The 23,502-nt window shown below is 60.2% G+C and carries 23 protein-coding genes and 4 pseudogenes; 12 read left to right on the top strand and 15 right to left on the bottom strand.

The genetic code is table 11. The features are described from left to right. Positions 1–70: 70 nt before the first annotated feature. Positions 71–216 (bottom strand): annotated as a pseudogene (locus AC5WJ1_RS28080) (IS6 family transposase); the annotation flags it as partial. A 161-nt stretch (positions 217–377) separates the two neighbouring features. Here AC5WJ1_RS28080 and AC5WJ1_RS28075 point away from each other — a divergent pair. The 3 genes from AC5WJ1_RS28075 (at position 378) to AC5WJ1_RS28065 (ending at position 4,050) form a co-directional block, all read left to right on the top strand. Next, positions 378–1,523: an ISAs1 family transposase gene (locus tag AC5WJ1_RS28075; RefSeq protein ID WP_494477246.1), complete on the top strand. Its 1,146-nt coding sequence runs from the start codon at positions 378–380 to the stop codon at positions 1,521–1,523. A 419-nt stretch (positions 1,524–1,942) separates the two neighbouring features. Further along, positions 1,943–2,257 carry an amino acid ABC transporter permease gene (locus tag AC5WJ1_RS28070; protein WP_494477245.1) on the top strand — a complete coding sequence of 105 codons (315 nt, stop codon included), beginning with the start codon at positions 1,943–1,945 and terminating at the stop codon, positions 2,255–2,257. 804 nt (positions 2,258–3,061) lie between these two features. Then, a protein-coding gene (locus AC5WJ1_RS28065) for an IS630 family transposase (protein WP_494477153.1) occupies positions 3,062–4,050 on the top strand; the annotation gives its coding sequence in 2 pieces (ribosomal slippage) (positions 3,062–3,512 and positions 3,512–4,050; 990 coding nt in all). A gap of 20 nt (positions 4,051–4,070) precedes the next feature. Here AC5WJ1_RS28065 and AC5WJ1_RS28060 read toward each other — a convergent pair. The 3 genes and pseudogenes from AC5WJ1_RS28060 to AC5WJ1_RS28050 form a co-directional block, all read right to left on the bottom strand. Then, a pseudogene (locus tag AC5WJ1_RS28060) lies at positions 4,071–4,741 on the bottom strand (heavy metal sensor histidine kinase); the annotation flags it as partial. Between the two features lie 53 nt (positions 4,742–4,794). Next, positions 4,795–5,526 (bottom strand): annotated as a pseudogene (locus AC5WJ1_RS28055) (IS6 family transposase). Positions 5,527–6,008: 482 nt separating this feature from the next. Continuing rightward, on the bottom strand, positions 6,009–6,941 hold the full coding sequence (locus AC5WJ1_RS28050; RefSeq protein ID WP_494477244.1) for an IS110 family RNA-guided transposase: 933 nt from the start codon (positions 6,939–6,941) through the stop codon (positions 6,009–6,011). Between the two features lie 198 nt (positions 6,942–7,139). Between AC5WJ1_RS28050 and AC5WJ1_RS28045 the strand changes: the two are divergent. Next, positions 7,140–7,323 (top strand): annotated as a pseudogene (locus tag AC5WJ1_RS28045) (helix-turn-helix domain-containing protein); the annotation flags it as partial. Between the two features lie 56 nt (positions 7,324–7,379). Here the strand turns inward: AC5WJ1_RS28045 and AC5WJ1_RS28040 are convergent. Further along, positions 7,380–8,081: a response regulator transcription factor gene (locus AC5WJ1_RS28040; protein ID WP_494477243.1), complete on the bottom strand. Its 702-nt coding sequence runs from the start codon at positions 8,079–8,081 to the stop codon at positions 7,380–7,382. A gap of 318 nt (positions 8,082–8,399) precedes the next feature. Then, positions 8,400–8,579, bottom strand: coding sequence for a hypothetical protein (locus AC5WJ1_RS28035; protein WP_494477242.1), 180 nt, complete (start codon positions 8,577–8,579; stop codon positions 8,400–8,402). A gap of 660 nt (positions 8,580–9,239) precedes the next feature. Here AC5WJ1_RS28035 and AC5WJ1_RS28030 point away from each other — a divergent pair. Continuing rightward, positions 9,240–10,640, top strand: a complete 1,401-nt coding sequence (locus tag AC5WJ1_RS28030; RefSeq protein WP_479947548.1) for an ISNCY family transposase — start codon at positions 9,240–9,242, stop codon at positions 10,638–10,640. Positions 10,641–10,942: 302 nt separating this feature from the next. Here AC5WJ1_RS28030 and AC5WJ1_RS28025 read toward each other — a convergent pair whose 3' ends face one another. The 3 genes from AC5WJ1_RS28025 to AC5WJ1_RS28015 form a co-directional block, all read right to left on the bottom strand. Beyond that, positions 10,943–11,242, bottom strand: coding sequence for a hypothetical protein (locus AC5WJ1_RS28025; RefSeq protein ID WP_435384804.1), 300 nt, complete (start codon positions 11,240–11,242; stop codon positions 10,943–10,945). Between the two features lie 12 nt (positions 11,243–11,254). After that, a complete protein-coding gene (locus tag AC5WJ1_RS28020; protein WP_494477241.1) occupies positions 11,255–12,337 on the bottom strand; it encodes an IS630 family transposase in 1,083 nt (360 codons plus the stop codon). A 519-nt stretch (positions 12,338–12,856) separates the two neighbouring features. After that, positions 12,857–13,851, bottom strand: a protein-coding gene (locus tag AC5WJ1_RS28015) for an IS630 family transposase (protein ID WP_464225665.1) whose coding sequence is annotated in 2 segments (ribosomal slippage) — positions 12,857–13,386 and positions 13,386–13,851 — 996 coding nt in all. Because the reading frame shifts where the segments join, the coding sequence is not laid out codon by codon here. Between the two features lie 760 nt (positions 13,852–14,611). Between AC5WJ1_RS28015 and AC5WJ1_RS28010 the strand changes: the two genes are divergently transcribed. From AC5WJ1_RS28010 to AC5WJ1_RS27990, 5 genes are all read left to right on the top strand, one after another. Further along, positions 14,612–15,094 carry a DUF6884 domain-containing protein gene (locus AC5WJ1_RS28010; protein ID WP_494477240.1) on the top strand — a complete coding sequence of 161 codons (483 nt, stop codon included), beginning with the start codon at positions 14,612–14,614 and terminating at the stop codon, positions 15,092–15,094. Then, positions 15,028–15,369, top strand: coding sequence for a hypothetical protein (locus AC5WJ1_RS28005; RefSeq protein WP_494477239.1), 342 nt, complete (start codon positions 15,028–15,030; stop codon positions 15,367–15,369). The genes AC5WJ1_RS28010 and AC5WJ1_RS28005 overlap by 67 nt, the downstream gene beginning before the upstream one ends. Then, entirely contained in the window at positions 15,366–15,698 is a 333-nt protein-coding gene (locus AC5WJ1_RS28000; RefSeq protein ID WP_414224724.1) for a hypothetical protein, read from the top strand. The genes AC5WJ1_RS28005 and AC5WJ1_RS28000 overlap by 4 nt, the downstream gene beginning before the upstream one ends. A 50-nt stretch (positions 15,699–15,748) precedes the next feature. Beyond that, on the top strand, positions 15,749–16,711 hold the full coding sequence (locus AC5WJ1_RS27995; protein WP_494477238.1) for a tyrosine-type recombinase/integrase: 963 nt from the start codon (positions 15,749–15,751) through the stop codon (positions 16,709–16,711). A 110-nt stretch (positions 16,712–16,821) separates the two neighbouring features. Next, positions 16,822–17,247, top strand: a complete 426-nt coding sequence (locus AC5WJ1_RS27990; RefSeq protein WP_494477237.1) for an HU family DNA-binding protein — start codon at positions 16,822–16,824, stop codon at positions 17,245–17,247. 71 nt (positions 17,248–17,318) lie between these two features. Here AC5WJ1_RS27990 and AC5WJ1_RS27985 read toward each other — a convergent pair whose 3' ends face one another. The 3 genes from AC5WJ1_RS27985 to AC5WJ1_RS27975 form a co-directional block, all read right to left on the bottom strand. Then, positions 17,319–18,479 (bottom strand): 3'-phosphoadenosine 5'-phosphosulfate sulfotransferase, encoded by a 1,161-nt coding sequence (locus AC5WJ1_RS27985; RefSeq protein WP_494477236.1) that lies wholly within the window; start codon positions 18,477–18,479, stop codon positions 17,319–17,321. Continuing rightward, positions 18,448–18,978: a hypothetical protein gene (locus AC5WJ1_RS27980; protein ID WP_494477235.1), complete on the bottom strand. Its 531-nt coding sequence runs from the start codon at positions 18,976–18,978 to the stop codon at positions 18,448–18,450. The genes AC5WJ1_RS27985 and AC5WJ1_RS27980 overlap by 32 nt, the downstream gene beginning before the upstream one ends. Before the next feature lie 176 nt (positions 18,979–19,154). Then, complete coding sequence (locus AC5WJ1_RS27975) at positions 19,155–19,355, bottom strand: cell division protein ZapA (protein ID WP_494477234.1); 201 nt, start codon at positions 19,353–19,355, stop codon at positions 19,155–19,157. A 174-nt stretch (positions 19,356–19,529) separates the two neighbouring features. Here AC5WJ1_RS27975 and AC5WJ1_RS27970 point away from each other — a divergent pair, with 174 nt between their 5' ends. Beyond that, positions 19,530–19,841 (top strand): hypothetical protein, encoded by a 312-nt coding sequence (locus AC5WJ1_RS27970; protein WP_494477233.1) that lies wholly within the window; start codon positions 19,530–19,532, stop codon positions 19,839–19,841. A gap of 317 nt (positions 19,842–20,158) precedes the next feature. Here the strand turns inward: AC5WJ1_RS27970 and AC5WJ1_RS27965 are convergent, their stop codons facing one another. Next, complete coding sequence (locus AC5WJ1_RS27965; protein WP_494477232.1) at positions 20,159–20,638, bottom strand: transposase family protein; 480 nt, start codon at positions 20,636–20,638, stop codon at positions 20,159–20,161. Positions 20,639–20,871: 233 nt separating this feature from the next. On the opposite strand from AC5WJ1_RS27965, the gene AC5WJ1_RS27960 reads away from it, so the two are divergent. Then, positions 20,872–22,872 carry an IS200/IS605 family accessory protein TnpB-related protein gene (locus AC5WJ1_RS27960; protein WP_494477231.1) on the top strand — a complete coding sequence of 667 codons (2,001 nt, stop codon included), beginning with the start codon at positions 20,872–20,874 and terminating at the stop codon, positions 22,870–22,872. 63 nt (positions 22,873–22,935) lie between these two features. On the opposite strand, the gene AC5WJ1_RS27955 is transcribed toward AC5WJ1_RS27960, so the two are convergent. Both AC5WJ1_RS27955 and AC5WJ1_RS27950 read right to left on the bottom strand, forming a co-directional pair. Beyond that, entirely contained in the window at positions 22,936–23,121 is a 186-nt protein-coding gene (locus AC5WJ1_RS27955) for a hypothetical protein (protein WP_494477230.1), read from the bottom strand. Further along, entirely contained in the window at positions 23,114–23,386 is a 273-nt protein-coding gene (locus AC5WJ1_RS27950) for a hypothetical protein (RefSeq protein WP_494477229.1), read from the bottom strand. The genes AC5WJ1_RS27955 and AC5WJ1_RS27950 overlap by 8 nt, the downstream gene beginning before the upstream one ends. Between the last annotated feature and the right edge of the window lie 116 nt (positions 23,387–23,502).

The raw sequence follows: 23,502 nt of genomic DNA, 5'->3' as shown, positions 1-23,502 counted from the left end.
CGCAAAATGTTGCCGGATTGGCCCGAAGGTGGACAGGAAGTCCTGGGTGCGCTTCGGGTCGCGGAATCCAAGTCTCGTTGCTGACGACCACGCCACGCTCGAACAGCAATTCCTCGATGTCGCGCAGGCGAGGTTGAAACGGAAATACCAGCGCATCGCACAGCTGATGACGACGGCGGGGAAACGGTGACCGTGATAGCGCGACTTCTTCTTCATCGCGCCATCGTACGCGACCTCGCCAACGTGACAATACCGATTGCACTGCGATCGGATTCAGGGCCATTGCATGAAATCGTGTTTACGATCAATGGCTTACGGGGGTGGCTTGTAAACAAGGGCGAATCCTGGGTTTACTGTCGTCTTTTCGACGGCAGGCTATGGAAGCAGCAGCCCTGAGTATTGAAGATGCCTTTGGTGATCTGGAAGATCCGCGACGCCGTACGCCGGCCCATAGCTTGACGGAGATGCTGGCGGTCGCGCTCTGCGCGATTCTGGCGGGTGCGGATAGCTGGGTCGGGATCGAGTTGTGGGGGAACGCCAAGCTTGATTGGCTGCGGCGCCACATTCCCCTGACCAATGGCATTCCCTCCCACGATACCTTCGGGCGGGTGTTCGCAGCGCTCAATCCCAAGCAGTTTGAGGCCTGCTTTATCCGGTGGACTCAGCACCTGTTTCCCACCCTGGCTGACCAGGTGGTGGCGATCGATGGCAAGACCGTGCGCGGCTCACATCAGCGCGGTCAGCGCGCGATTCACCTGGTTTCGGCCTATGGGGCTGGACTGGGCATGGTGCTCGGACAGGTGCGCACGGCCCAGAAGAGCAATGAGATCACGGCGATTCCAGAGTTGCTCGACGCCCTGCTGCTCAAGGGCGCAATCATCACTATCGATGCGATGGGTTGCCAGCAGGCGATTGCCCGACAGATTGTGCCCGCCGGCGCGGACTATGTACTAGCCGTCAAGGCAAACCAGCCCACGCCGCTGGCGCACATCCACAAGGCGCTTGCGGCGATCGAGCATCTCCCGGCCGACAGGCGCGCCCAAGTGGTACGCGAGCATCGCGACATTGACAAGGGACACGGGCGCATCGAGACACGCCACTGTACGGTGATCGACTGGGCCACGCTGCGCCAAAGCACAGCGAACGTCGCCTTCGCCCCATGGCCTCACGCACGCTCGGCAGCCATCATCGAGTCCACCAGGGAAATCGGCGACAGCGTTGCAAAGGAACGACGTTACTACGTGTCCAGCTTGCCGCCGGATGCCGCGCGCATCGCCCACGCAATCCGATCACACTGGGCCATCGAGAACGCCATGCACTGGACTCTGGACGTGGCCTTCGACGAAGATCAGTGCCGAGTGCGTGTCCAGAATGCAGCGCACAACTTCGCCATTCTCAGGCGCATTGCCATGAACCTGCTACGACAGGATCGCACCATCAAAGCCGGCTTGAAGAACCGCCGCATGCTGGCCTGCGCTAACGACTGCTATCTGGCTCAATTGCTTGGCTGGAACGACGTTTAGATTTCCGTCACATTTCATGCGATGGCCCTGCGATCGGATTATCGGCTTGAGAAAGGTTCAGACCCAAGTGGCCGCCGCGGTCCTACACTGCTACGCAGGTCAGATCACCTCCAGAGGATAGTGCAAGCGCTTCAACACCTCCCAATTTCCGTGTCCATCACGGCTGCCCACACTGGCTGAGTTCGACTCCGGCAATTCTATCCCGAGCTTACTGCGACAAAACCCGATGCAGGGAAAGGCGGCGCGCTGGGACGTATGATTGTCCTGTCTTCTGGATAAAGAGTTTCCGTTGCTGTTCAATCCCGACGGGTGTTGCGTCAACTTGCAGGTCGGGGCTCCCGTTATGGATCTGAACAGCAAGCCCAGCTCGATGTTCGACCACAACCGCTGCCAGGAAGGCGGCATTCATTGGAGTCACCATGAAAAATTTTGTCATTATTGCCTTTGCCCTGAGCCTGGGCGCTGCTTCTGTTGCTGCACAGGCGCAGACCGCTGGCAAAGTGGATCCGTACACCCAGGGTGCCAAGGTTGGCAAGGCCGACCCCTATACCGACGGCGCAAAGGTCGGCAAGGCTGACCCGTACCTCGACGGTGCCAAGGCTGGCGACAAGTTCGATCCGTACACGGAAGGTGCCAATAAGAGCACGCGTGAGGATCTGACGGACACCAAAACGAAGACTTCGCACAAGAAGCACAGCAAGAAGGTTGCGCCTGCCGCAGCGGCCAGTAACTGAGGCACGAACTGTGATTGAGTGTCGGTACCACTACTGACCCATGAGGGCGCTTCGGCGCCCCTTTTTTATAGATCGCGCAGATACACACTCAGGAGCGTCCATGCCAGGCGTGATCAACACCTCGAACACTCTTTAGGCCCTTCAGGAAAAGCTGGCGCCCTCGCTGTCTAGCGCGATGAGTTCCACAACAGGTCGTGGCACTGTCACGTTGGCGCCGCCGACCGAGTAGCGGGTACGACCAGGAGCGTTGAGAACGACCTCGTCGCGTACAGGCCGACCACTCCTCCGCAAGCCTTCCTCTACTGGCAGCCGCGCACTGCCACTTCCTCTTCGATCTGCATCGGCTGAGCACGCACGTTGTCTTGCTCCAGCTTCCTGCCTGTACGCCGCATCTGGTGCGACACGCGCCGGCTGCCGACGGCGCAGGCGGGGTCCGAGGGAGACAAAAAGAACGCCAAGCGACCGGGAAAGTATCGCTTGGCGCGGAGGCAGCAACAGGCGAAGTTTATACGAGGGTGAGCAACAGATTTCTCAGAAAATCTGAATGGCTATGCCGCCCGTCAGGGCCATCGCATGAAATGTGACGGAAATCTAAACGTCGTTCCAGCCAAGCAATTGAGCCAGAGCCCCGAGCCTTTCCGAATCGTAATCGGCGCGCCATGGCGGTAATGTGCGCCCGCCGCCGACGGCCCCCCCCTGGTTAGGCCAGTACGTCGCCCCCCCTATTGAGACTTGTATAAATCATGACAACCGATTCGAGTCTGACGCGTTATCTGATCAAGGCGTTGATGGGGAGTCGATTGCATGGCTGGGAAGATGGACGAAGCGACCAGAAAGCGGGTTCGCGCTGGACGGATGCTGTTAGCGAACAAGCCGGTCGCGGAGGTTGCGGCTGCGGTGGGCGTGGCACGGCAGACGGTGTACACGTGGAAGGCGCGGCTGGACGAAGGCGGCATCGATGCGCTGCGCACCATGGCCCGTGGACGGCCGTCGTTGCTCGACGATGCCCAGCGCGAGCAGCTGTGTCGTGCCTTGCTGCAGCGCCCCACCGAGCATGGCTTTGGCACCGAACTGTGGACGCTCAAACGGGTGCGTCTACTCATCGAGCAACGCTTCGGGGTGTCATACAACGAGGCCCATGTCTGGCGCATTCTGGATTCGCTCGGCTTCTCGCCCCAACGCCCAGATCGACGCGCTATCGAACGCGACGAGGACGCCGTCCTGGCGTGGAAGCGCAAGACCTGGCCAGCGCTCAAAAAAAGTGTAAGCGGGAGCAACGACTGATCGTCTTCATTGACGAGTCTGGGCTCTCGGAGCGCCCCACGCGCGTGCGGACATGGGCTCCGAAAGGTCAAACGCCAGTCATCCAGTTTCATTTCAACTGGAAACATGTCTCGGCCATCGCGGGAATGAGTTATCACAACTGCCTGTTCCGCCTTTACGACGGCGCGATCAAGAGTGCGCAGATCGTGGAGTTCCTCAAGGCACTGCGCGCGCACCTCAAGCGCCGCCTGATGATCATCTGGGACGGCGCCGCGCAGCACAAGAGTCGCATCGTGCGCGACTACCTCGATAGCACTGGTGGTGCAGTGCAGATGGCCTTTGTCCCGCCCTACAGCCCGGACCTGAATCCAGTGGAGTATCTCTGGGCTTGGCTCAAGCGCCATGCCCTGGCCAACTTCTGCCCACACTCGCTCGCCGAACTCAAAACGACCGCCCGCAATCGGCTGCGCAGCGCACAGCAACGCGCCAACATCATTGCCGCGTGTTGGAAGCAGGCCGAGTTGTGGTGATGTCAGCATTTATGCAAGTCTCAATAGGTTGGATGTGGCAAGCGAATGGAGAAGCGCGTTCGCCCATCGACTCGCGAAACATCGATGGTGCCGCCGTGCGCCACGACGATGGCCCGGGTGATGGCCAGCCCAAGCCCCGTGCTTTCCGACTCAGGGCGGGCGCGCGACTTGTCGGCACGGAAGAAGCGCTCGAAAAGGAACGGCAGCACGTGCGGTGCGATGGCTTCGCCGTCGTTGTCGACGGAGACCGTGACGCCATCGCCATCGCCGCTGACCGTGACCAGCACCGTGCCTTGTCCCGGCGTGTGGCGGATCGCGTTGGATAGCAGGTTGCTCAACGCGCGACGCAGCATCAGCCGGTCCCCAGGATGCGGCCGTCCCCTTGCAGTTGAAGCTGCACCGCCTTGTCGTCGGCCAGCGCGTCATAGAACCCGAACAACGCGAGGATCTCGTCGGCGAGATGAATCTCTTCCGTGCTGGGCAGCGTCAGGCTGTGCTCCATCTTCGCGAGGTAAAGCATGTCGGAGACCATGCGTGCCAAGCGTTGGAATTCTTCGGCGTTGGAAGCCAGCACGTCGCGATACTTGATGCCCTCTCGCGGCTGTGAGAGCACGACTTCTGTCTGCGTGAGCAGATTGGTGAGCGGCGTGCGCAGCTCGTGTGCGATGTCGGTCGAGAAGTCCGACAGGCGGCACTGTCAACTTGCCGCTAGCAAGACAAGGCAGTGGCGAGCGAGCCCGGTGCTCAGGAAGCGGTTGACGGATTTTGGGCCACTTCAGTGAATTCATGCCAGGCGGCAAACCTCGCGGCAAGCTGCTTGCGATAGAGCGAAGCACGCAACAGATGCCGTTTCAGCGCGAAGTGCTGCCGGATCGGGCCGAAGTTCGAAAGGAACGCCTGCGTGCGCTTCGGGTCGCGGAATCCACGCATGCGCCGCTCGCGTTCACGGGTCGGCTGGTGGCTGTTCTCGGCGCGATTGTTCACGCGAGCGGCAGCCTTCACGAATACGTGTTTGACGCCGGCCAGCTCCGGGATGTCGGCCTTTGCGGCCGGGTAGCTGCGCAGCTGGTCGGTGACGATCTGGCGCGGCGCCGGGCAGGAACGCAGCACGCGCAGGGAGAAGCGTTTGGCCGCAGCCTTGTCGCGCCGATTCTGTAGCAGGATGTCGAGTTCGGCGCCATGTTCGTCGACCGCCCGCCACAGCAGGTAGGGCTCGCCGCGCAGCGACACGGACATCTCGTCGAGGTGTCAGGTGGTGCCCGGCTTGCGCCGCGCAGCCTTGACGAGATGCGCGAAGCCAGCGCCGAATTTGTCGCACCAGCGGCGGATCGTCTCGTAGCTGACGACCACGCCACGCTCGAACAGCAATTCCTCAATGTCGCGCAGACTGAGATTGAAACGGAAATACCAACGCACCGCACAGCTGATGACGACGGCAGGGAAACGGTGACCGTGATAGCGCGACTTCTTCTTCATCGCGCCATCTTACGCGACCTCGCCAACGTGACACCCATTAGCCGGCCAGAGTCAAGGGACAAGAATTCCCCATCGTAGGGTGCAGTGGCGATGCACTGTTGCATCGCCACTGCACCCTACGAAACGCTTCTGGCAATCACTATCGTGCTGCTCGTGGAGCGGAATCGCGTCCATGTTTTCGTTTTGCTGGCTGCGAACTGAATCGCACCAGACACCCATCGGGATGAAGCTGGCTGCGAACAGATCCGCAGCCGCCCTGGCGGCATTGACCGCCCCAGAAAACCATCGGTGCCAGACCGTGTCCAAAGGCGCAATTTGCAGAGCCTTGGCTATCGCAAGCGACGCCAGTCATTCGGTGGCTCGCGGGCTGGGCGATTCAATCATCCGCAAACAGTCGGTCGGCGCAGGCCAGGGACGGCGTCCAATCAAAGCCCTGGCTGCAGGCCAGTCACGTTACTGGCTCGACCGCTTGCGCCGAACCATCAAACAAAGCATCGGTTCACATCGAACGGCTGCTGCTCGCGCAGCATGTAATAGCAGGCGCGCGCCAGTTTGTGGGCCACGGCCTTGAGCGCGACAAACCGGTTCGTGGCGCGAAGCTTGCGCTCGTAGAAGCGCCGCGCCGGTAAGCATTGGCGCAATGTGAAATTGGCGGCCTCGACGAAGGCCCACGCGAGATACGCGTTGCCGTTGCGGGTGTTGCCCTCACCTTTCTTCTTGCCATTGCTTTGCCGTGCGCTGTCCACGCAGCGGCAATACGAACTGAAATTGCCCACTTGCGCAAACCGCGTTGGGTCTCCGGTCTCCAGCATGATAGTGGTCGCCAGCGTTTGGCCGATCCCGGGCACGGTCTTCAGCAAACGATACTCGGGGCGCAACCTGACGCACTCGGCTAGCCGCTTCTCGAGGATCGCAATCTGTTGTTGCAGAGCGTCGCTGATTGCAAGATTAGCTTTGACCGCGAGGGCGACGTCGGCCGGTAGGCCGATCGCGTCCACTTGCTCGGCGGTCATGGCCTTGACCACGCGACTGCTCATCGACTCGCCCGTATGGCGCGCGAGGAGGTTCTCGATCGCCAGAATCTGGGCAGTTCGGCACCGGACCAGCCGGATGCGCTTGCGTGCCAGATCGCGCGCAGCGCGCTGCTCGCGTGGGTAGATGTAGCCTTCAGGTAGTAGCCCCAGACGTAACAACTGCGCCAGATAGGCGGCATCGGCCGCGTCTCCACTATGCTTCAACCCCTCGTAGCGCTTGATCGCTGCGACGTGCGCCAGGTGGACCTGGTAGGCCGCAAGGACCGACAGGATCTGCCCGAGATCATTGGGCAGGCGCCGCTGCAGCACGATCCGATCCTCCGCATCGCTGACCACCACTACACTGTTGTTCGAGTGCAGGTCTATTCCGCTGTACTTCATGTCGGCCTCCGTCAGGTCACGTGCATGACCTTGACTCTAGCTTCGCCGCTTCTCGTGGCGAGGCCCCGGCCGGCTATATGATTATCAAAGCCATGCCCAGCGGTTCCGAAAAATTTACTGTCGTGCTCACGTTGTGGAATTTTTATACGAGAATGTTAATGAATGATTTGGTAGGACGATAAACCGAAGTAAAACGATATACCGTCGCGGCATGAGAGTCGTGTGCAGGTAATTCGATTGCGCGCAGCGGGTTACACGTACGACGAGATTGCGGCACAACGGGGCCTGAGTCGGACTGGCGTGTTTGGCATCTGCCAGCGTCATGCCGAGGGGGGGTGCGACTGCGTTGCAAGATGCCGTCGGTGGGCGTCGGCTTGGCGAATCCGGTCAAGCATGCGGCGTGATTATCATGAATGCCGGATCAATATATTTCGATAATTAGTGAACATCCAGTCGATATCCGAGCGTATAGATGCTCTTCAATGATGCGCCAGTGTCGGGGCCAAGCTTGAGTTTGCGCCTGATCTTGTAGATGTGTGTATCTAGCGTACGAGAGCCGGGGTTCTCCGTGCATCGTCCCCATACGCGGGCCAATACCGCCTCTCTAGTTACAATGTAGCCAGCATTCCTAAACAGCAACTCTACAATCTCATATTCCTTTGGCGAAAGCGGCACCTGCTCATTTTTCAGCAGTACTGTCTTCTCCGAGCAGTTGATCAGGTATTCACCCAATCTGATATTACTTTCATATTTTGATGTAGCCTGATAACGCCGGACGACATTTTTTATCCTGGCGATTAGCTCTGATCCCTGCGGAGGCTTTGCAATATAGTGATCAGCGCCTGCCTCGAAGGCCTTAACAACATCATGCTCCAAAGTGGAATTTGTCAGCATCACTATCGGCAGACGATCACAGTTACCTCTGATCCAATGAACTATCTCTAACCCATCAACATCGGGTAGGCGTCTGTCCAATATAATGACAGAGGGCAGGCGTCGGCGTAGTGCATATAGAGCCTTTTCCCCACCGGGGAAGACAATGACCGAGAACCCGGATCCTTGAAGAACCGACTTGAGGTAATTTGCCTGTGCTTCGTCATCCTCAACGACATATACCAAAAGTGATCTTTCTTCGGGCATGATTGCGCAAACTTAATATATTTGGAAAGTGTTCATGGAGACTGCGAGCGGCTAGCCGGTCATCGAAATGAGGCCTGATGGGCACTAGCGAAGGTATGGCGCGAAAGTAGATCAACAAAGAATTGTGGAAGGCATTGCAGCCTCTTGCGCAAACGGTGGGGGCCATCGCCCAAAGGCGGTGGTCGACCGAAGGTGAACTGCAATACACATGCGGCGCATCAAACTTACCTTCGAAGGCGGCGAGTTGCCATGCAACGGCCTGCAGTCAATGCAAAGCATCGGCTACTTTCCAGTGAGTTTGACTCGCGACGATTTCCATCAATCCCAGGCGTCGCGCTTGGATTCCTTCTCATCACGCTCATGTTGTGCTCTTTGCTCGCACTCGGTGATCACTTTGTTGGTAGCCTGAAGCATCAGCGAGCCGGCAGTGAGTTTCGCGGCAAATGCCTTAAGCGCGTCCAGCGAGATCGCCTCTGTCGATAATGAATGTTGCTGCATGGTGCGTGCCCCTAATTGCGGGGATTCTCAACGGTTAATGGGCTGCCCAGGTCCCCTCCCACTATGAAGGCTATGAAGGCCTTCCATCGTCAGTCCACTCGCATTCCAGAGCATTCGGTTTCCGCACTGCCTGTATCGGGAGGTTAGCCGATTCAATACGATCTTGGGGGGGAAGGCAAGCGCGCAAGCCTCAAGTGTGCATATAGTGAACATCGATTCCGCATGCTGGCCGGTGCATGGGCGGCAACGGAGGGCCATGCGCCAAGGCATCCGATGCAGCGCTTACGTTGCGCCCTGATGCCTGGAATTCGCATGCGAATTCATCTGATCCGACGATGCCTACGGTCGGCCCGAATCCATATGCTGTCCGGCCGAAAGCCAGCCACAGCATGTCAGTCGCTGGCACATATACCGGAGACTGAAGCATGGATCAGTGCAGGCGTCGCGTATTGCAGGAACTCGACGGTCTCGCTTGAACTGATCGGCTCGCATCAAGCGGCCAAATGCGCCGTCCCAATTTAACATAAAGCAATTATGCGTTTTGTGCTTGTGTAGCGGCAAAGTTGTAATGTCCGGATTTGGCAAAGTTCAAATGTCCGCCTGAGTGCTCCATTCGTGGTATTCAGCCTGCCCGGTTGAATGCAATGGAGACGCCAGAGGATGGCTAGACCCGAGGTCATTACAGTAAGCATGCAGGAATTAGACAGGCTCAAGACGGTCCAGGCCGTGATGGATGGCCAATTGCGGCCCGGCGTGGCCGCCGAACGGTTGGAGATCACCGACCGGCAGTTTCGGCGATTGCTGGAACGCTACAAGCAGGAAGGCCCATCCGGGCTGGTATCTCGCCGGCGCGGCCGACCCAGCAACAATCGCATGCCGGCGGATCGCGAATCCGTAGCTCTTGGCCTGATTCGCGAACACTACGCCGACTTCGGCCCGACCCTGGCCGCCGAGAAGCTGCGCGAGCGCCACGGGCTCACGCTGTCCAAGGAAACGATCCGCCGACTGATGACGGTGGCCGGCCTGTGGGTGCCACGCAAACAGCGGCCGCCGAAGGTCTACCAGCCTCGTAACCGGCGCGCTTGCTATGGCGAACTGATCCAGATCGATGGCAGCGATCACCGCTGGTTTGAGGAGCGTGCCCCAGCCTGCACGCTGCTGGTGTACGTCGACGACGCCACCAGCCGGATCATGGAATTGCGCTTCACTCATGCGGAATCCACGTTCACATACTTTGCGGCGACGCGGGCCTATCTGGAGCGCCACGGCAAGCCGGTGGCGTTCTACAGCGACAAGGCCAGCGTTTTTCGGGTCAACAAGAAAGGAGCAACCAGCGGCGACGGCCACACCCAGTTTGCGCGGGCCTTGTTCGAGTTGAACATCGAAGGTATCTGCGCTAACAGCAGCCAGGCCAAGGGCCGCGTCGAACGCACGCACCTGACCTTGCAGGACCGCCTGGTCAAGGAGCTGCGCCTGCGCGGGATCAATACGATGGAGGCGGCCAATGCCTTCATGGTGGAGTTCATCGCCGACTATAACGCGCGCTTTGCCAAGGTGCCGCGCAATGAGCACAACGCCCATCGGCCGCTGCGATCGGATGAGAACCTGGATCTGATCTTCGCGTGGCGCGAGCCACGCTGTGTGTCAAAGAACCTGACGATTCAGTACGACAAGATGCTCTACCTGCTGACCGATACGCCAGAGCATCGGAAGCTGGCCGGTCGCTACATCGATGTCTATCACTACCCGGATGGCAGGATCGAGCCTCGGGCCAATGGCACAGCCCTACCCTACACCATCTACGACAAGCTGTCGGAAGTCGATCAAGGCGCGATCGTGGATAACAAGCGGCTGGGACACGTGCTGCAATTAGCGCAATACGTTCAGGAGAAGCGCGACAACACGCGGTCACTATCTGTGCCTGGCACTGAGGGAGCTCCCCGCAAACGAGGACGTCCGCCCGGCAAGAAGTCGCAGCGCTCGCTGGGCCAGAACGACATGCTGGAGGCGCTGCAGCGGTTGCAGAAGCAGTCGTGGCCGCTTAACGGAACGGAGAACTGATCTCAGCTTATTACTGGAACTCAAATTCGCTCCGCTGGCATGACAGCCCTCACCCTGAGCTGGATTCAATCGTGTCAGGCCAGCACCACCGCCCTACGGGACACCCAAAAACTGACCAAGCAAGTTGAAGACACACCGGACATTTTAACTTTGCTGGCGACCGGACATTTCAACTTTGCCTGGACAGCTTGTTGGCCGTTTTTTCTAATGTCGTACTTGGGTTAAGTTCAAATGTCGTACCCTGTCCCGGAGCGTGCCAAGCTGGCGGCTTTGCCGTCTAGTACAACATCCCGTAAATGGCTTTAATAATTATCGGGCTGCAGATATAGGTGCAGGAGCGTGACGACCACCTCGGCCATCTCGTCGAGTGTACCGTTGCCTGGCAACGGTTCCCAACGCCCGCTATGGCTGCGAAAAGCGGCGCCATAACGATTGCGGCCGAGCTCGGTCAGCCGAGCCACCACGGTCGGCTCCTCGTCGTCCAGACGTTTGATCAGCAGGTGACGCCCGTAGGCTTGCGTGACGATCTGCTCGTGGCCGAGCAGGCTGCGCAGTTGCCGCTGCAATTCGGCAGCGTAATGTTTGGCGGGTAAAGCTGGCATGTCGATCCTCGATTACGATGCGCCGGTTTGCAGCGGGTAGCCCCGGAAACTCCATTTGAACGGGCGTGCCGCCTGATTGTGCGCGCGGATAAACTGCTCGGTGCGCTCACGCAGGTGCGCGATGCTGGTGTGGCTCGCATGGCGCAGAACCCGGCGCGTGTAGCGGGCAAACCAGAGTTCGATCTGATTGACCCAACTCGCGTGCAACGGCGTGAAGTGGAAGTGAAACCGCTCATCGTGCCGTGTGTTAAACGCCTGCCAGACGGCCTGGGCACAATGTGTGTTCAGGTTGTCCCAGACGACGTGCACCTGTTTTCCCGGGTACGCGGCTGCCACGCGCTCCACGAAGGCTACCAAATCCTCCTGGGTGCGCCGGTCGCGGCAATCTGCCAGCACCTGTCCGGTATGCACGTCCAGCGCGGCAATCAACGCCTGGGTGCCGTGACGAACATATTCAAACTCACGCCGACGAAGCCGGCCCGGTGCGGGGTCACGTCCTGGGTGCTTACGCTCGATGGCCTGAATGCCTGTCTTCTCGTCGATACTGAGCACGACCGCGTTTCGAGGCGCCTTGCGGTACAGCTTGCAAATCCTGTTGACCTTCTCGCGAAAAGCCGGATCCGGGCTGTGTAGCCACTGCTGGACCCGGTGCGGACGCACGTCGCCGGCCTGCAGAATACGCTGCACCTGACTGCGACTGATTTGCTCAACGACGCCGCGCTCCACCGCGCGCGCCACAATCTCGTCGAGCGTGGGCGTGACCCGTCCCTCAGGTTCCTGCGTTTCGCACGCCAGCGCGATCAACTGCAGTCGCGCCTCGTGCGTAATGCGTGGCGGACGGCCACTGCGCTCGCCCTCACGAATGCCTTGGGCACCTTGCTGGGCAATGCGCTTGCGCCACAGGCAAACCGTCTGCACCGATACACCCAGTTCCCGCGCAATGACAGTATTGGAGTGGCCCTCGTGGGCCCACAAGGCGATACGAGCGCGCATCACATCTCGCAGCGCAGCCGTCTTCCGCTCGATCAGCGAGATCAGTTTCTGTTGTTCTTTCTTCGCCAACTTCACTGGCGTTGCATGACGACCTCGGCTCATCCCGACATGATATCGGAGGCGATTACTTATTCAAGGTATTTACGGGATGTCGTACTAGTCATCTCCAGAATACTCAAGGCGCGTGTGAAGTGATGTCCCGAAACCTCGGCGCGTCGTGCGCGAGGCGCTGGCTCGCCAGTACGGTCACACACTGCCTTGGCTGCACGAAAGGCGCCTTCCTCGATGGCTTGTCGACTGCATTTCGTGACCAGATCGGACAACATGCCAACGGCACACCGATCTATCGCTCGTATAGCTTGATCGACCCCATCGACACCCTGCTTTACCACGCCACACCCGCCCTCTCCGCCCTCCCCGCACACCAGGCTCGCGTGCTCTCGGTCTTCGAAGGGCCGAGCGGCCCCACCGCACTCAACTTGGCGGGCGCGATAGACGGGTCCATGCAGGTCGCTCGAACAACTGCCCGCCCTGCTTGCGAACAGTACTGACATCCTAACGCCAGCGCACCTCGCCCTTGGCCTCGTCAAGCATCTATTGATCTTTCCGTAAATCATGACATCACCACAACGTTGCCTGAACCCAGCACGCGGCGATGATCGAAGGCCGGTGTTGAGCGCTTTTGAGCTTGTTGCGGGCGACGGTATGCAACTCGTTGAGGTTGTCGGGGCAGAAGTTCGCAATCGCGTGACGCTTGAGCCATGCCCACAGGTACTCAACTGGGTTGAGCTCAGGGCAGTACGGTGGCAGGAAGGTCATATGAATATGTCCCTCGAGAGAATCCAGATATTCGCGGACCATTGCGGCGCGATGGGGCCTGGCCCCATCCCAGATGATCAGCAACGGCTGCTTCAGATGCGCTTTGAGCGCCTTAAGAAACTCGACCACCTGTTCTTTCTTGACGCTGCCTTCGTACAGCCGAAACAGGTAGTTGGTGCGACTCAGGCCGGCGATCGCCGACACATGGTTCCAGTTGAAATGAAACTGGATGATGGGTGTTTGCCCCTTCGGCGCCCAGGTGCGCACACGCGTGGGCCGCTCGCTGATGCCAGTCTCGTCGATAAAGACAATCAATCGGCCTTCGCGCTGGGCTTTTTTTTAAGCGCAGGCCAAGTGTGGCGCTTCCAGTGGCGCACCGCGTCTTCGTCTCGCTCGATCGCGCGACGATCTGGCTTTTGCGCGCTGAAACCCAACGCCCCAAGAATGCGCCAGATCTGCGTTTGGCTGAACTCGACGCCATACGTCCGCTTGATGAGCGAGCCGACGCGCTTGAGTGTCCATAGCTCGGTCCCAAAGCCATGCGCAGTCGGGCTTTGCAGCAACGCCCCGCGCAATTCGGCCAATTGCTCCGGCTCGAGCTTGGCTGGGCGGCCTCGACCTGGCACAGCCCGTAGCGCATCAATTCCGCCTTCATCGAGCAGAGCTTTCCACGTGTACACCGTTTGTCGGGCTACCCCCACGGCCAATGCCACCTCGGCTGGTCGCTTGCCAGCCAACAGCATCCGACCAGCTCGCAAGCGCTTCTTCGTTGCATCGTCTAACGGCTTCTTCGACACGGCGCGTATCTCCAATCAACCCGTTAGAGATGAAACGCGCCAGCCCTGAATCCGTTGTCATGTTTTTTGTAAATCTCAATAGTAGAGGTTGCGCGGCGTGCGGGGATCGGCGAAGGGAACTTCGCCACGCCGGAGGGATCACGTCACACGCCTTGCAGCCGGGGTTCATAGCCCGAGGTTGTGGCCCGTTCCTAGAGGGCGGATGCGCCCCTACAGGCCGTTGGATACCCAACCTTGATTGGTGAGCGTCAATCCGTGCGTCTTCTGCCGTTTGCCCGCGTTGGCGATGACGTCCTGAATGCCAGGTTATGACTGCTGGACAGCCGGATTCACAGCCCATTCGGCGAGATCGTTAATCTTGTCTGTGTAGGTAACCCCGGTTTCCTGGTGATCCCCGAACTTCGTCGGCAGGTCCCAGCTGACAACTGTGTCCAGCGCCGTCTTGCCAAAACAGAGATCGCCCGCCTCCCGGGCCGACGAGGTTGCTAGCGCGGACGTTGGGCGTGCCCGATAGTATTTCGTGCCGGCCTCACTGACGACGTATCGCTTGAAGGCTTTCCCTATCTATCGATCAAACTTTCGTCAGTCGATGGTAAGCAGTTCGAGTTCGCCCAAGTTTCCCATGAAAATTGGGTTCCAGGATGGCCAACAAACCTTCGGCAGCAACATTGATCGGCGGAGACCGGACGATGGCACGGCTCAACACTATCCAGGTGCGCGGCTCCCTTGACTTTGTGACTGCATCGGTAGAGTGAATAGCATGCAACGCAACTCCATGCCGATGACCACTCAGCTTTCCCTGCCCCTCACACCAAGACCCACCAGCGAGCCAGCACTGCTGTTGATGGCATGCTCGGGCATGAAGCTCGATCGGCATGCACCTGCCATTGATCTCTATACGGGCGTCATGTATCAATCGTACCGGGCACACCTGCGCAGCGATGCGGCGCCCCATGTCCTGATCCTGTCCGCACGTCACGGCTTCCTGCATCCCGACACCGAAATTGCGCCATATGACGACCGCATGACGCGGCAACGCGCCGACGAGATGATGGCCGACTTGTCGAGCTATCTTCGGCCCGGTGCCTGGCCAACTCGCGTCGGCACGGTGATGCTCGCCGGCGGCAAGGAGTATCGGCGCATCATGCGAGCCGCGCTGGCCCTGCCCTGCTTGTCGTGCACGAAACCAATGGAGGAATCGGCACGCAGCGATCGCAGCTCGGCGCCTTCCTTGCCGGGCTGAAGCCTGCGTTCCGCGACCAGATCGGCCAGCATGCCAACGGCACACCGATCTTTCGCGCCTATGAACGGATCCAGGCCGGCACAATCGCCACCCTGCGCTACCGTGCCGCGCCCGCTCTCCCCGCCCGTCAGGCTCGCGTCCTTTCGGTCTTCAACGGGCCGAGCGGCCCCACGGCCGATGTTGAGGTGGAAGAGTTTGTGCGCGGGCGCGTGAAAGTCTGCCCCCGCTGGGTCAGCGTCGCGGATCTCCAGCCTCTCACCGGGGAGCCGGCATGAGCGAACTTGACCGACAGCTGCATCGGGAAGCGCTAGAGCTATGTCAAACGGGACCGGCAACACCCGACAAACTTGTTGCGCTGGCCCATACAGGGCTGAAGGCGTGGGCGAAGATCGGCAATCTCCAGTTCCCGCCCGAAAAGCGGTATGCGCTGCTACAGGAGATCATGCGCTACTGCGCCGACGAATGCCTGCTCGCGTGCTGTTTCACGCAGGAGGATCGCTTAGAGCGGATCGCGGGCATGCTCGATGCCGCCTACCCCCGCTATGCCTGCACCCGCGCAAGGCTCGCCGCGCGCCGCAACCGTTATGGGCGGCCGCGATTCTGACCTCTCGCCTGCAAGCCATATCCGCCGCATTGCGGCGGCAGGGGTGTGGGATGGGTCAAATTCAGTATATAACAGCCGGTATGATACAAATGGACTCCCTCTGGCTCAGCAATCCCACCCTGGCCTACCGTGACTGGCAGGCGCGTGAGGCGGCTGGCGCTGATCGCCGCCCTTTCTCCGCGCGCTCAATCGTCCAGCACCAGGCGATGTTCGAGAACTTCCGACGACACCTGCTGGCGAGGAGCGCGACCGTTGCCTCATTTGGCACCGCCGAAATCGAGGCTTTTTTGCAGACGCCCGACGCCAGGTCGTACTTTCAGGGCACACGCATGCGGTACATGAAGCTGCTGGACCGCCTGTGCCGGCATCTGGTCTTCGCCGGTGTGCGCCTGGACAACCCAGCCGCCCTGATGCTCTCCGCCGAGCGCTGGCCAGACCAAGAGCCCATACCCCAGTTCCTTGACGAGGCCGAGGACGCGCGGCTGCAGGCCTATCTTCAATCCCCTGCCGACGATCTGGCCGGCTTGCGTAGCCGGGCGATCGTCGCGATGTTTCTCGCAACGGGGATTACCGCGGCGGAAGCGCGAGCCGCGCGTTTGGGGGACCTAGTGCCGGATACAAACCCGCCCTATCTCTTCGTGACGGGACATGGGGCGCGGGACGCGCGCACTGTTCACTTGGCCGAATTCGCGGTACCGCTACTTCAGGCCTGGCGCGCTCGCCGCGCAACCCATCCCGTCAAAGGCGACCTGCTTTTTACCCTTACCCCGGATGGCCGCCCCATCACCGACATGAGCTTGGGCCGGATCGTGGCCGCCGCCCTGGAAGCGATAGGATTCTCCGGCGTCGAGCCAAGTCCCCGCACGCTGCGCAATACGTTTTGCCGGCGTCAGCTGCTCGCTGGCTGCACGCACGACGACGTGACCCGGATCTTAGGACTTGCCAGCAATCGCACCTGCGACCGCATTGCCGCTACCATTTCGGCTGCCCGACGGCGAAAAATCATGAAATGATCGGGGTTTCAGCGCATCTCACTATTGCACTCGCGCTTGCATTTGCTATTCTTCGCGGATGCGATGTACGCGATATCCCGCGCGCACGCATTTCTTAATCAGATACGACTATGGCCACGAAAGCATCCGCGAAGACTGCAACGAAGACCGCCGCAAAGAAGGCTGCCCCCGCAAAGAAAGCCGCTCCGGCTAAGAAGGCTGCCGCAGCCTCCCCGGTTGCCAAGCCGCTGAAGGACACGTTCAACAAGTCGAGCCTCCTCGCCCATCTGATCGCCCAGACCGAACTTGACAAGAAGACCGTCCAAACCGTTCTGACTCACCTGGAAAACACCATGGTGAGCGCGATCCACAAGAAAGGCGCAGGCGAGTTCACCTTCCCCGGCCTGTTCAAGGTCTCGGCCATCCAGGTTCCGGCCACGAAAAAGCGCTTCGGCAAGAATCCGTTCACGGGCCAGGACCAATGGTTTGCCGCCAAACCGGCCAGCGTGAAGGTGAAGGTTCGCGCGATGAAGAAGCTGAAGGACGCCGCGATGTAATCACCACGGTTCCCACGAACCAAAGAAAAAGCCCCGAGATTTTGCGATGTCGGGGCTTTTTCCATGGGCGCTTAGAAGAGGGATTGCTGCGGCGTAGCAGCTTGCCGCCACGCCAGCTGACTGCTCGCCGGAAGGTCCTCGAAGGATGCCGCCCGCGAACGCAACGCACCCACATCGTAGTCGAGGGTGAGCCCGAGGCGATCCTTGTACGCGGTACGGCGCGCAATTTCGTCGTGCTCCGCCCGCTGCGAATGAGAAAGCGTCAGGCACCTATACTGCGCGTACCACCGGTAGCCAGCCGTCACCTGGCCGGGTCCCACGCCAACGTCATGGATCTCCAGCAAGCGATCGACCTCGAACTCTGAGATCAGGAACGCCGCCTCCGCGTCAACGGAGAACTGCTGTGCAGTAGGCAACGCCCATACTTCACGGCCATCAGCTGTGACCTGCAGCGCAGGACCACAAGCGGAGTCGGCCGTTAAGCTCTCGAGGTAGGGATCTCGCAGGCCAGTCCATTCCGCCGGTTCAGCCGTGTCGTCCCATTCCGATCCCACGTGCAGGAAGCGCGCCGTCGGCACCGCGGTCTGGGCGACTTGGGGCAGATCGGGAATGTCATACCGGACGCCCCGCTGGTGGATGTCCCGCCAGTCCGCCCATGCGGCGAAGGGTCTGGCTAGCCCATTGAGCGACTGCAGCGCATCCACGGCAACAAGCAGGTCCAGGGGCAGCAGCTCGAACTTCGGCCGCTCTCCAACGCGCTCAGCACGGCATTGCTCATCGTAGTCCAGCTGGAGCATGTACCGCACCAGTTCCCGAACCATTGTAGGGTGGTACGTGTCCGGCTGTACCTTGATCCAGCCCCCGCGGATAGTTCGACCCACCCAGTGCCGCCGCGACCAGTCAAACCGCGTGTTGCGGATAAACCGGTTCAGGCGCTGCAGGCCTGCAGCGTATGCGTAGCGCCCGTCGTACTCGATCATGTTGGCAAGGCTCTTGTCCTCTGCCATCTGGCAGACGTGGCAGCCGAGACGAGCCCCGCACTTGCCCGGCCGACGCGAGCCCGCACCTTCAAGAATTGCATCCGCCACGACGGCGCAGGACGTCCCGCCCGCATGGGCATAGATACGCCGCATATCCTCGAAGTCGGAGTAGCCGGGACGCGCCCCACTTCCATACAGCGCGATGCCCTCCCAAATATCGTCATCCTGCCAGTGGCAAACGGGGCTCAACACGAGGTCGCCGTCCTGTGCGCGCCGGCAGCGTGGCTGATTCACCGCGCTCCCGCATGCTGATGCTACGCCGCGTGCTTTCCCCAAAGCGGGTGCCAAGCAACGTCACCGGCTCCGCGTGGCCCTGTCCTCCCAACGACCGAAAGAGTTGTCGACGGAACGTGCGTTGTGGCGAAATCTTTAAGTCCGTTGAGCAATCTGCATGAGTCCCCGGAAAGCTTGGCAAGGCTCGGCCGGAGAGTACCTTGACCTGAAACGTCGCGGCCATGGCGGGCTGAACCACGCGCGTTATGACGGCTATTTCCTGACGTTTGCCAAACGCGCGCATGCGCGCCAATTCGGCCCGGTAGTGTTCGGTCACTTCAGGTGACTCGACAAGGGTGTCGCCGGTCGTGACGACAACTAGCGGGTTACCGCCGCCGGCCCGGTGGAGAGCCGCTGCATGGAGTGCCAGTGCGGCCACCATGCTGCTGTCCTTGCCTCCGCTGTAGGCGATCACCAAGGGGTGACCGGCTGATCAAGAGTTGGCAAATCGCATCGATGGCCTTGTCGACCTTCGCGTCAATGGGGTCTAGTGCCCCGACTGGGAAAAGAGAAATGGTTTCCATGATGCCTCTGAGTAGAGGCACCGCCCCACAGGGGCGATGCCCCCATGGGTTGGTTGAAATGAATTCTCTGCTACAGATCTGTCACGTACGCGAAGCAACTGCAATCTTCGCGTGACCCGGCAATCTGCTGTCCTTCCGGGCAGAGCGAGAAGTCGAAAACGTTGCTCTCGATCTCGTTGGCCAACTGGCGAAGTCGCCTGGCCGCCTCAGACGGTCCTACTGCGCCTTCGAATGCTGGTTCACAGAGGGCAATACTGACGATCAGCATCATCGGCCATCCTCCGCTGTGAACGTAGCAACAGCCGTCAGACCCGAGCGGGGGTCCAGACGGACGGACTGCCCAGGTTCAAGCTTCGGAATTTGCGCTACCACTTCGTCGGCCAGCACTCGCATGAGCGCCGCCGCCTGTGCGGGTTCGTCTAGACCGTCGAACGTCGGCCCGTTAATGGAAATCACGACCATGAGGCCCATTTGGCGTCTCCGGCTTGCTGTTGAAGGGAAAAAATTGATGGGCGGACGGGCCATCAAGACCCGTGCCGCGCATGGAAAGGAAGGCCAGTTGGTGGCAACCGCCGACGTGGCGATGTCGTGCCGCCTGGGTGGTGGCGTGACTATAGCCACGCCGAACGCACCAACCTCATTAGGCGGCGCGTTCGGCGTGCATTTCGCACTCGAATGGTTAGCCACCCTGAAGTCAGCGCCACGGCGAAAGCGCTGCCGAGCAACTGCTGGCCAAGAAGCGGATAATCTATCTTGATGACAAATAGATAGAGCGACCACACCAGAATCGCAACAATAGCGAGCACTGCTGCGCCAGGGAGGCGAGATTTAAGGGACATGCAAGACTCCAGTAGAATGAGCCTTGCCCCACCGGGACAAGGCCCCGATGGGAAAGTAGAAGATGGGCCGGTAAGCCGGCGAAGTCGATGCGTCAGTGACGCGGGAAAGTATGTAAAGGCTGTTTCATAATTCCAATGAGGCGTGATGGCGTTCGACATTGTGGACAACAGCTAGTGCCCGTACAACATCCCCAAGTCTGGTCCAATGGTAAGGGAACAATCCGCTGAGCACCTTCTAATTTTTCAGCCTAGCAAAGCAGTGTTCGATGCGGACTCTCACCTTGGAAAGCGTAGCGTTTCGCGTCTTTGAGCTTTCCTTATCCAGTTTCCAGGCGGTCTCGCCGCGCTTGATCGGACGGTGGAGCAAGCTCCCTTCGCCGGCGGCGCCAGCGTAGGCCTTGTCTGCCAACACCTTGCCGCGGAGCATGGGTAGCTCGACGTTCCAGATCCGCTTGTCATGAACGGATCCGGGGTAACTCTGGCTCACGTCCACGATCTGCCCATCTTTGCGAGTGACCACCTGAACCTTCGCGCAACGATGGTGTTTGTAGCCGGAATAGGCCTTCGCTTCCCTCGACGCGACGCGGGCGCTGGTTGAGTCCACGATCAGCACGGACCGGTTCAGTGGGGCCAAAGGCATCTCGCCGAGCGCTTGCGCGACACGCAGGACGCAGCGCGAGATGGTTGCCGAGGCGATGCCGGTAATGGCCTGCATCGCTCGCACACTCAGATGGTTGCGCCACTTGATGAGCGCTAGGCACAGGGAAACATACGCGCCATGTTGCCGTGGACGGCCAGGGCCGGAGTTTCGGAACGTGGCTTGCAATCGCCTGACCAGCCACCGAATTGTCGATTCTCTGCAGCCGGTCAGTTGTTGCAGGGCACTTCCTTGCATTAGGCCGCGCCCCAGGTACACTCTGAACCTATCACTCAACATCACTCTCTCGCATGGCACCGAAAGGCAAGGCAGACACCGCAGCGCAGGAATGGTTCGACACCGTCGAACAGCGCGTGCTCGTCCTGCCCCATCCCAAGGGAGCCTTGTTCGAAACCTGCCTCGCGCTGACGTTGCAATGCAAGAACCTCTACAACAGCATCCACTTCGCCGTCCGCAACGTCCTGACGGCCTACGTGTGGGGTTGGGAGGCTGGCTGCTGGCGCATCAAGCCGGAACTGCACGCGGAACAGGCCCGCGCGATTGCCTGTTTCAATGCGGTTGTGGAAAGTCTCAACAGCGATCGCCAGGCGAAGTTCGCGGCCGCGATCGCTGCCGGCGGTGAGAAGGCTGAAAAGGCCAAACTCACCCTGTTGCCGGTGCTCGGCGGCGAGGTTCAGAACCTCTATCGCACGGTGCTCGACATCACGGTGTTGGACAACGTGGCACGGCAGCGCCCGGACCAGCACGGCAACGTAATCTATCGCCGTTTGCCGGCGAAGGCAGCGCAACTCGTGCTCGCACGCTACCGCGACGCTTGGTCTGGATATTTCGAGGCGGAGAAGGTCTTTGCTGCAGGGGGCGCAGCAGCCCGTGCGATGACTGGCGCCCCCAAGCCGCCGAACTACCTCGCCAAGGCCGATTGCTTCGTGCTGGAGCTGCCGCTCACGCAAATTGGTTCAACCCTGATTGGGCTGGGGGATCGCCAGATCCCGGTCGACTTTGAGGAAACGCTGTCGCTCACGAGCGAACAGATGGCGGCGTGGAACGAATACCGCATTGGCGACGAAGTCGCGCGGGCAGCGGCGAAGCGCGGCTATCGAGGCGGCAAGCCGCAGCACCTGCGCATCGTCCCGCAGGGACGTGGGGTCAAAATTGAAGTCGTCATGCGCGTATCCTCGCGCCTTCCGGCCGATTCGCTGCTCGCCAAGCTAATGCAATCGCTGGGTAAGGTGTTGGAGCAGCAAGGCAGCCGTCGCAACGATGCCCTCCTGAAGGCGGTGGCCGGGCTGAACGTGCCGGCGGCGGGCGGAGACCGGGGCCTGAATAGCACGCTGACCCTGGCCTTCTCGACTGGTCACAACGCCGAAGTCATCAGCGGCGGCCGGCTTGACCTCATCCTTGGGCGGCTTGACGCGGAGATCGACGCGCTAAAGGCCACGCTGACCACGCCCCAAGTCCGTGCCCTGCAAGCCCGCAAGGAAGCGCTCGAACTCGCGGGCGAGACGCTGTCACGTCGCGAGCGCATCGACCTGGCCACCGGGCTCAAGGCGATCTACACGAATCCTGCCTACCAGACGCTGCGCGCAAGGCGCCAGCGCTGGCTCGACGACTTCTTCCATAAGCTCAGCCGCGGCGTGGTTGATCTGTGCGCCGAGCGCGGTGTGCAAGTGATCGCGCTGGGGCAGAATAAGGGATGGAAGGATGGGGTCGAGATGGGCGCCCAGCAGAATCGGCGCTTTGGGCGGGCGCCGCTGACGCGCCTGATCGACATGATTCGTTATAAGGCGCAGGCCCGTGGCATCGTCGTCGTCACGACCGAAGAGTCCTACACCAGCAAAACCAGCTTCGTCAGCAACGAGCCGCTGAAATGCCGGGAGCACGAGAAGCCGAGTAAGAAGAAAACGAAGAAGAAGGACGTTGAAGCATCACCACAACCGCGCGTGGCGCAAGCCGACACGCTGCAGGCCCAATCGGGTGCACCGATGGGCCGGCGTCTGAAGGACGAGCGGAACACGTTCGTCAACCATCGGGAAACCGGACGCCTGGCACGGGTACACGCAGATGTGAATGGGGCTTTCAATATGCTGCGAAAGGTGTTCAAGGACTTCGCCTATCATCGCGGGCTGAGCCTGAACTACCGTCTGTCGCGCGTGAGCCCAAGGTTGGGGCTCACAGCCATTTATCTGGCAACAGGTAGGCGCCGTATCGGCGCTGATTCAGGAACCGCGGGGAGCAGTACCAGGCGAAATCCTCGCAATTTCATCCCCTTGGCGACAGCCGCGGAATTATGAAACAAGCCTGTAGATTCTATGGCCGGCGATAGGGTCAAGGCAACAGGCAGCTTGCCCGATGGCTCACGCACTCTCGTCTTTGGACATCATTGCGATTTCGCAAAGCGCATAGCGGGCGAACATCTCCTGAAATGCCGCCTTCTGCTCGCCAGAGAAGAAGACACCCGCCACATCCCCGTAGTCGAGCTTCAGCCGCGCCCGGACGGCCAGACACGCCGCAGTGAGCGCATCGTCGACCAGATTAGTCACCAGCGTTGCGCTCGGCACTATTCCCCAACCAGTTCGCCAATGCATCCTGCACTCGGTTTACAGCTTCGCAGAAAATCTCCTCGTCCGCGGCGGTCTCGCGTGGAAACATGCTGCGCCACTGTCCGTCCTCATCGCAAAGCCCTCCAAATTCGTTGGCGTCGACATAGTCGTGCAGTGCAGAGAACTCGGTAATGGTTGGCGGAATCCGGCCCGCGGCAATCTCTCGTTGGATTTGTTGCATGCCAAGCTCGATGGAGGCAGCCACAAGCCCGCTCCTGGTCCTCACTTAAGCAGGAGTTGTTCGAATTCATAGTCTGAAGAAGAAAGAAAAGCCCGCTCCCCTTTCGGAGATACGGGCGTGTTGAACTATTGGAATTGCGG

The sequence above is a fragment of the Cupriavidus sp. MEYA8 genome (genome assembly GCF_059278825.1).
Note: the sequence above shows the minus strand (reverse complement) of the source record. Positions and strands in the feature narration are given on the sequence as shown.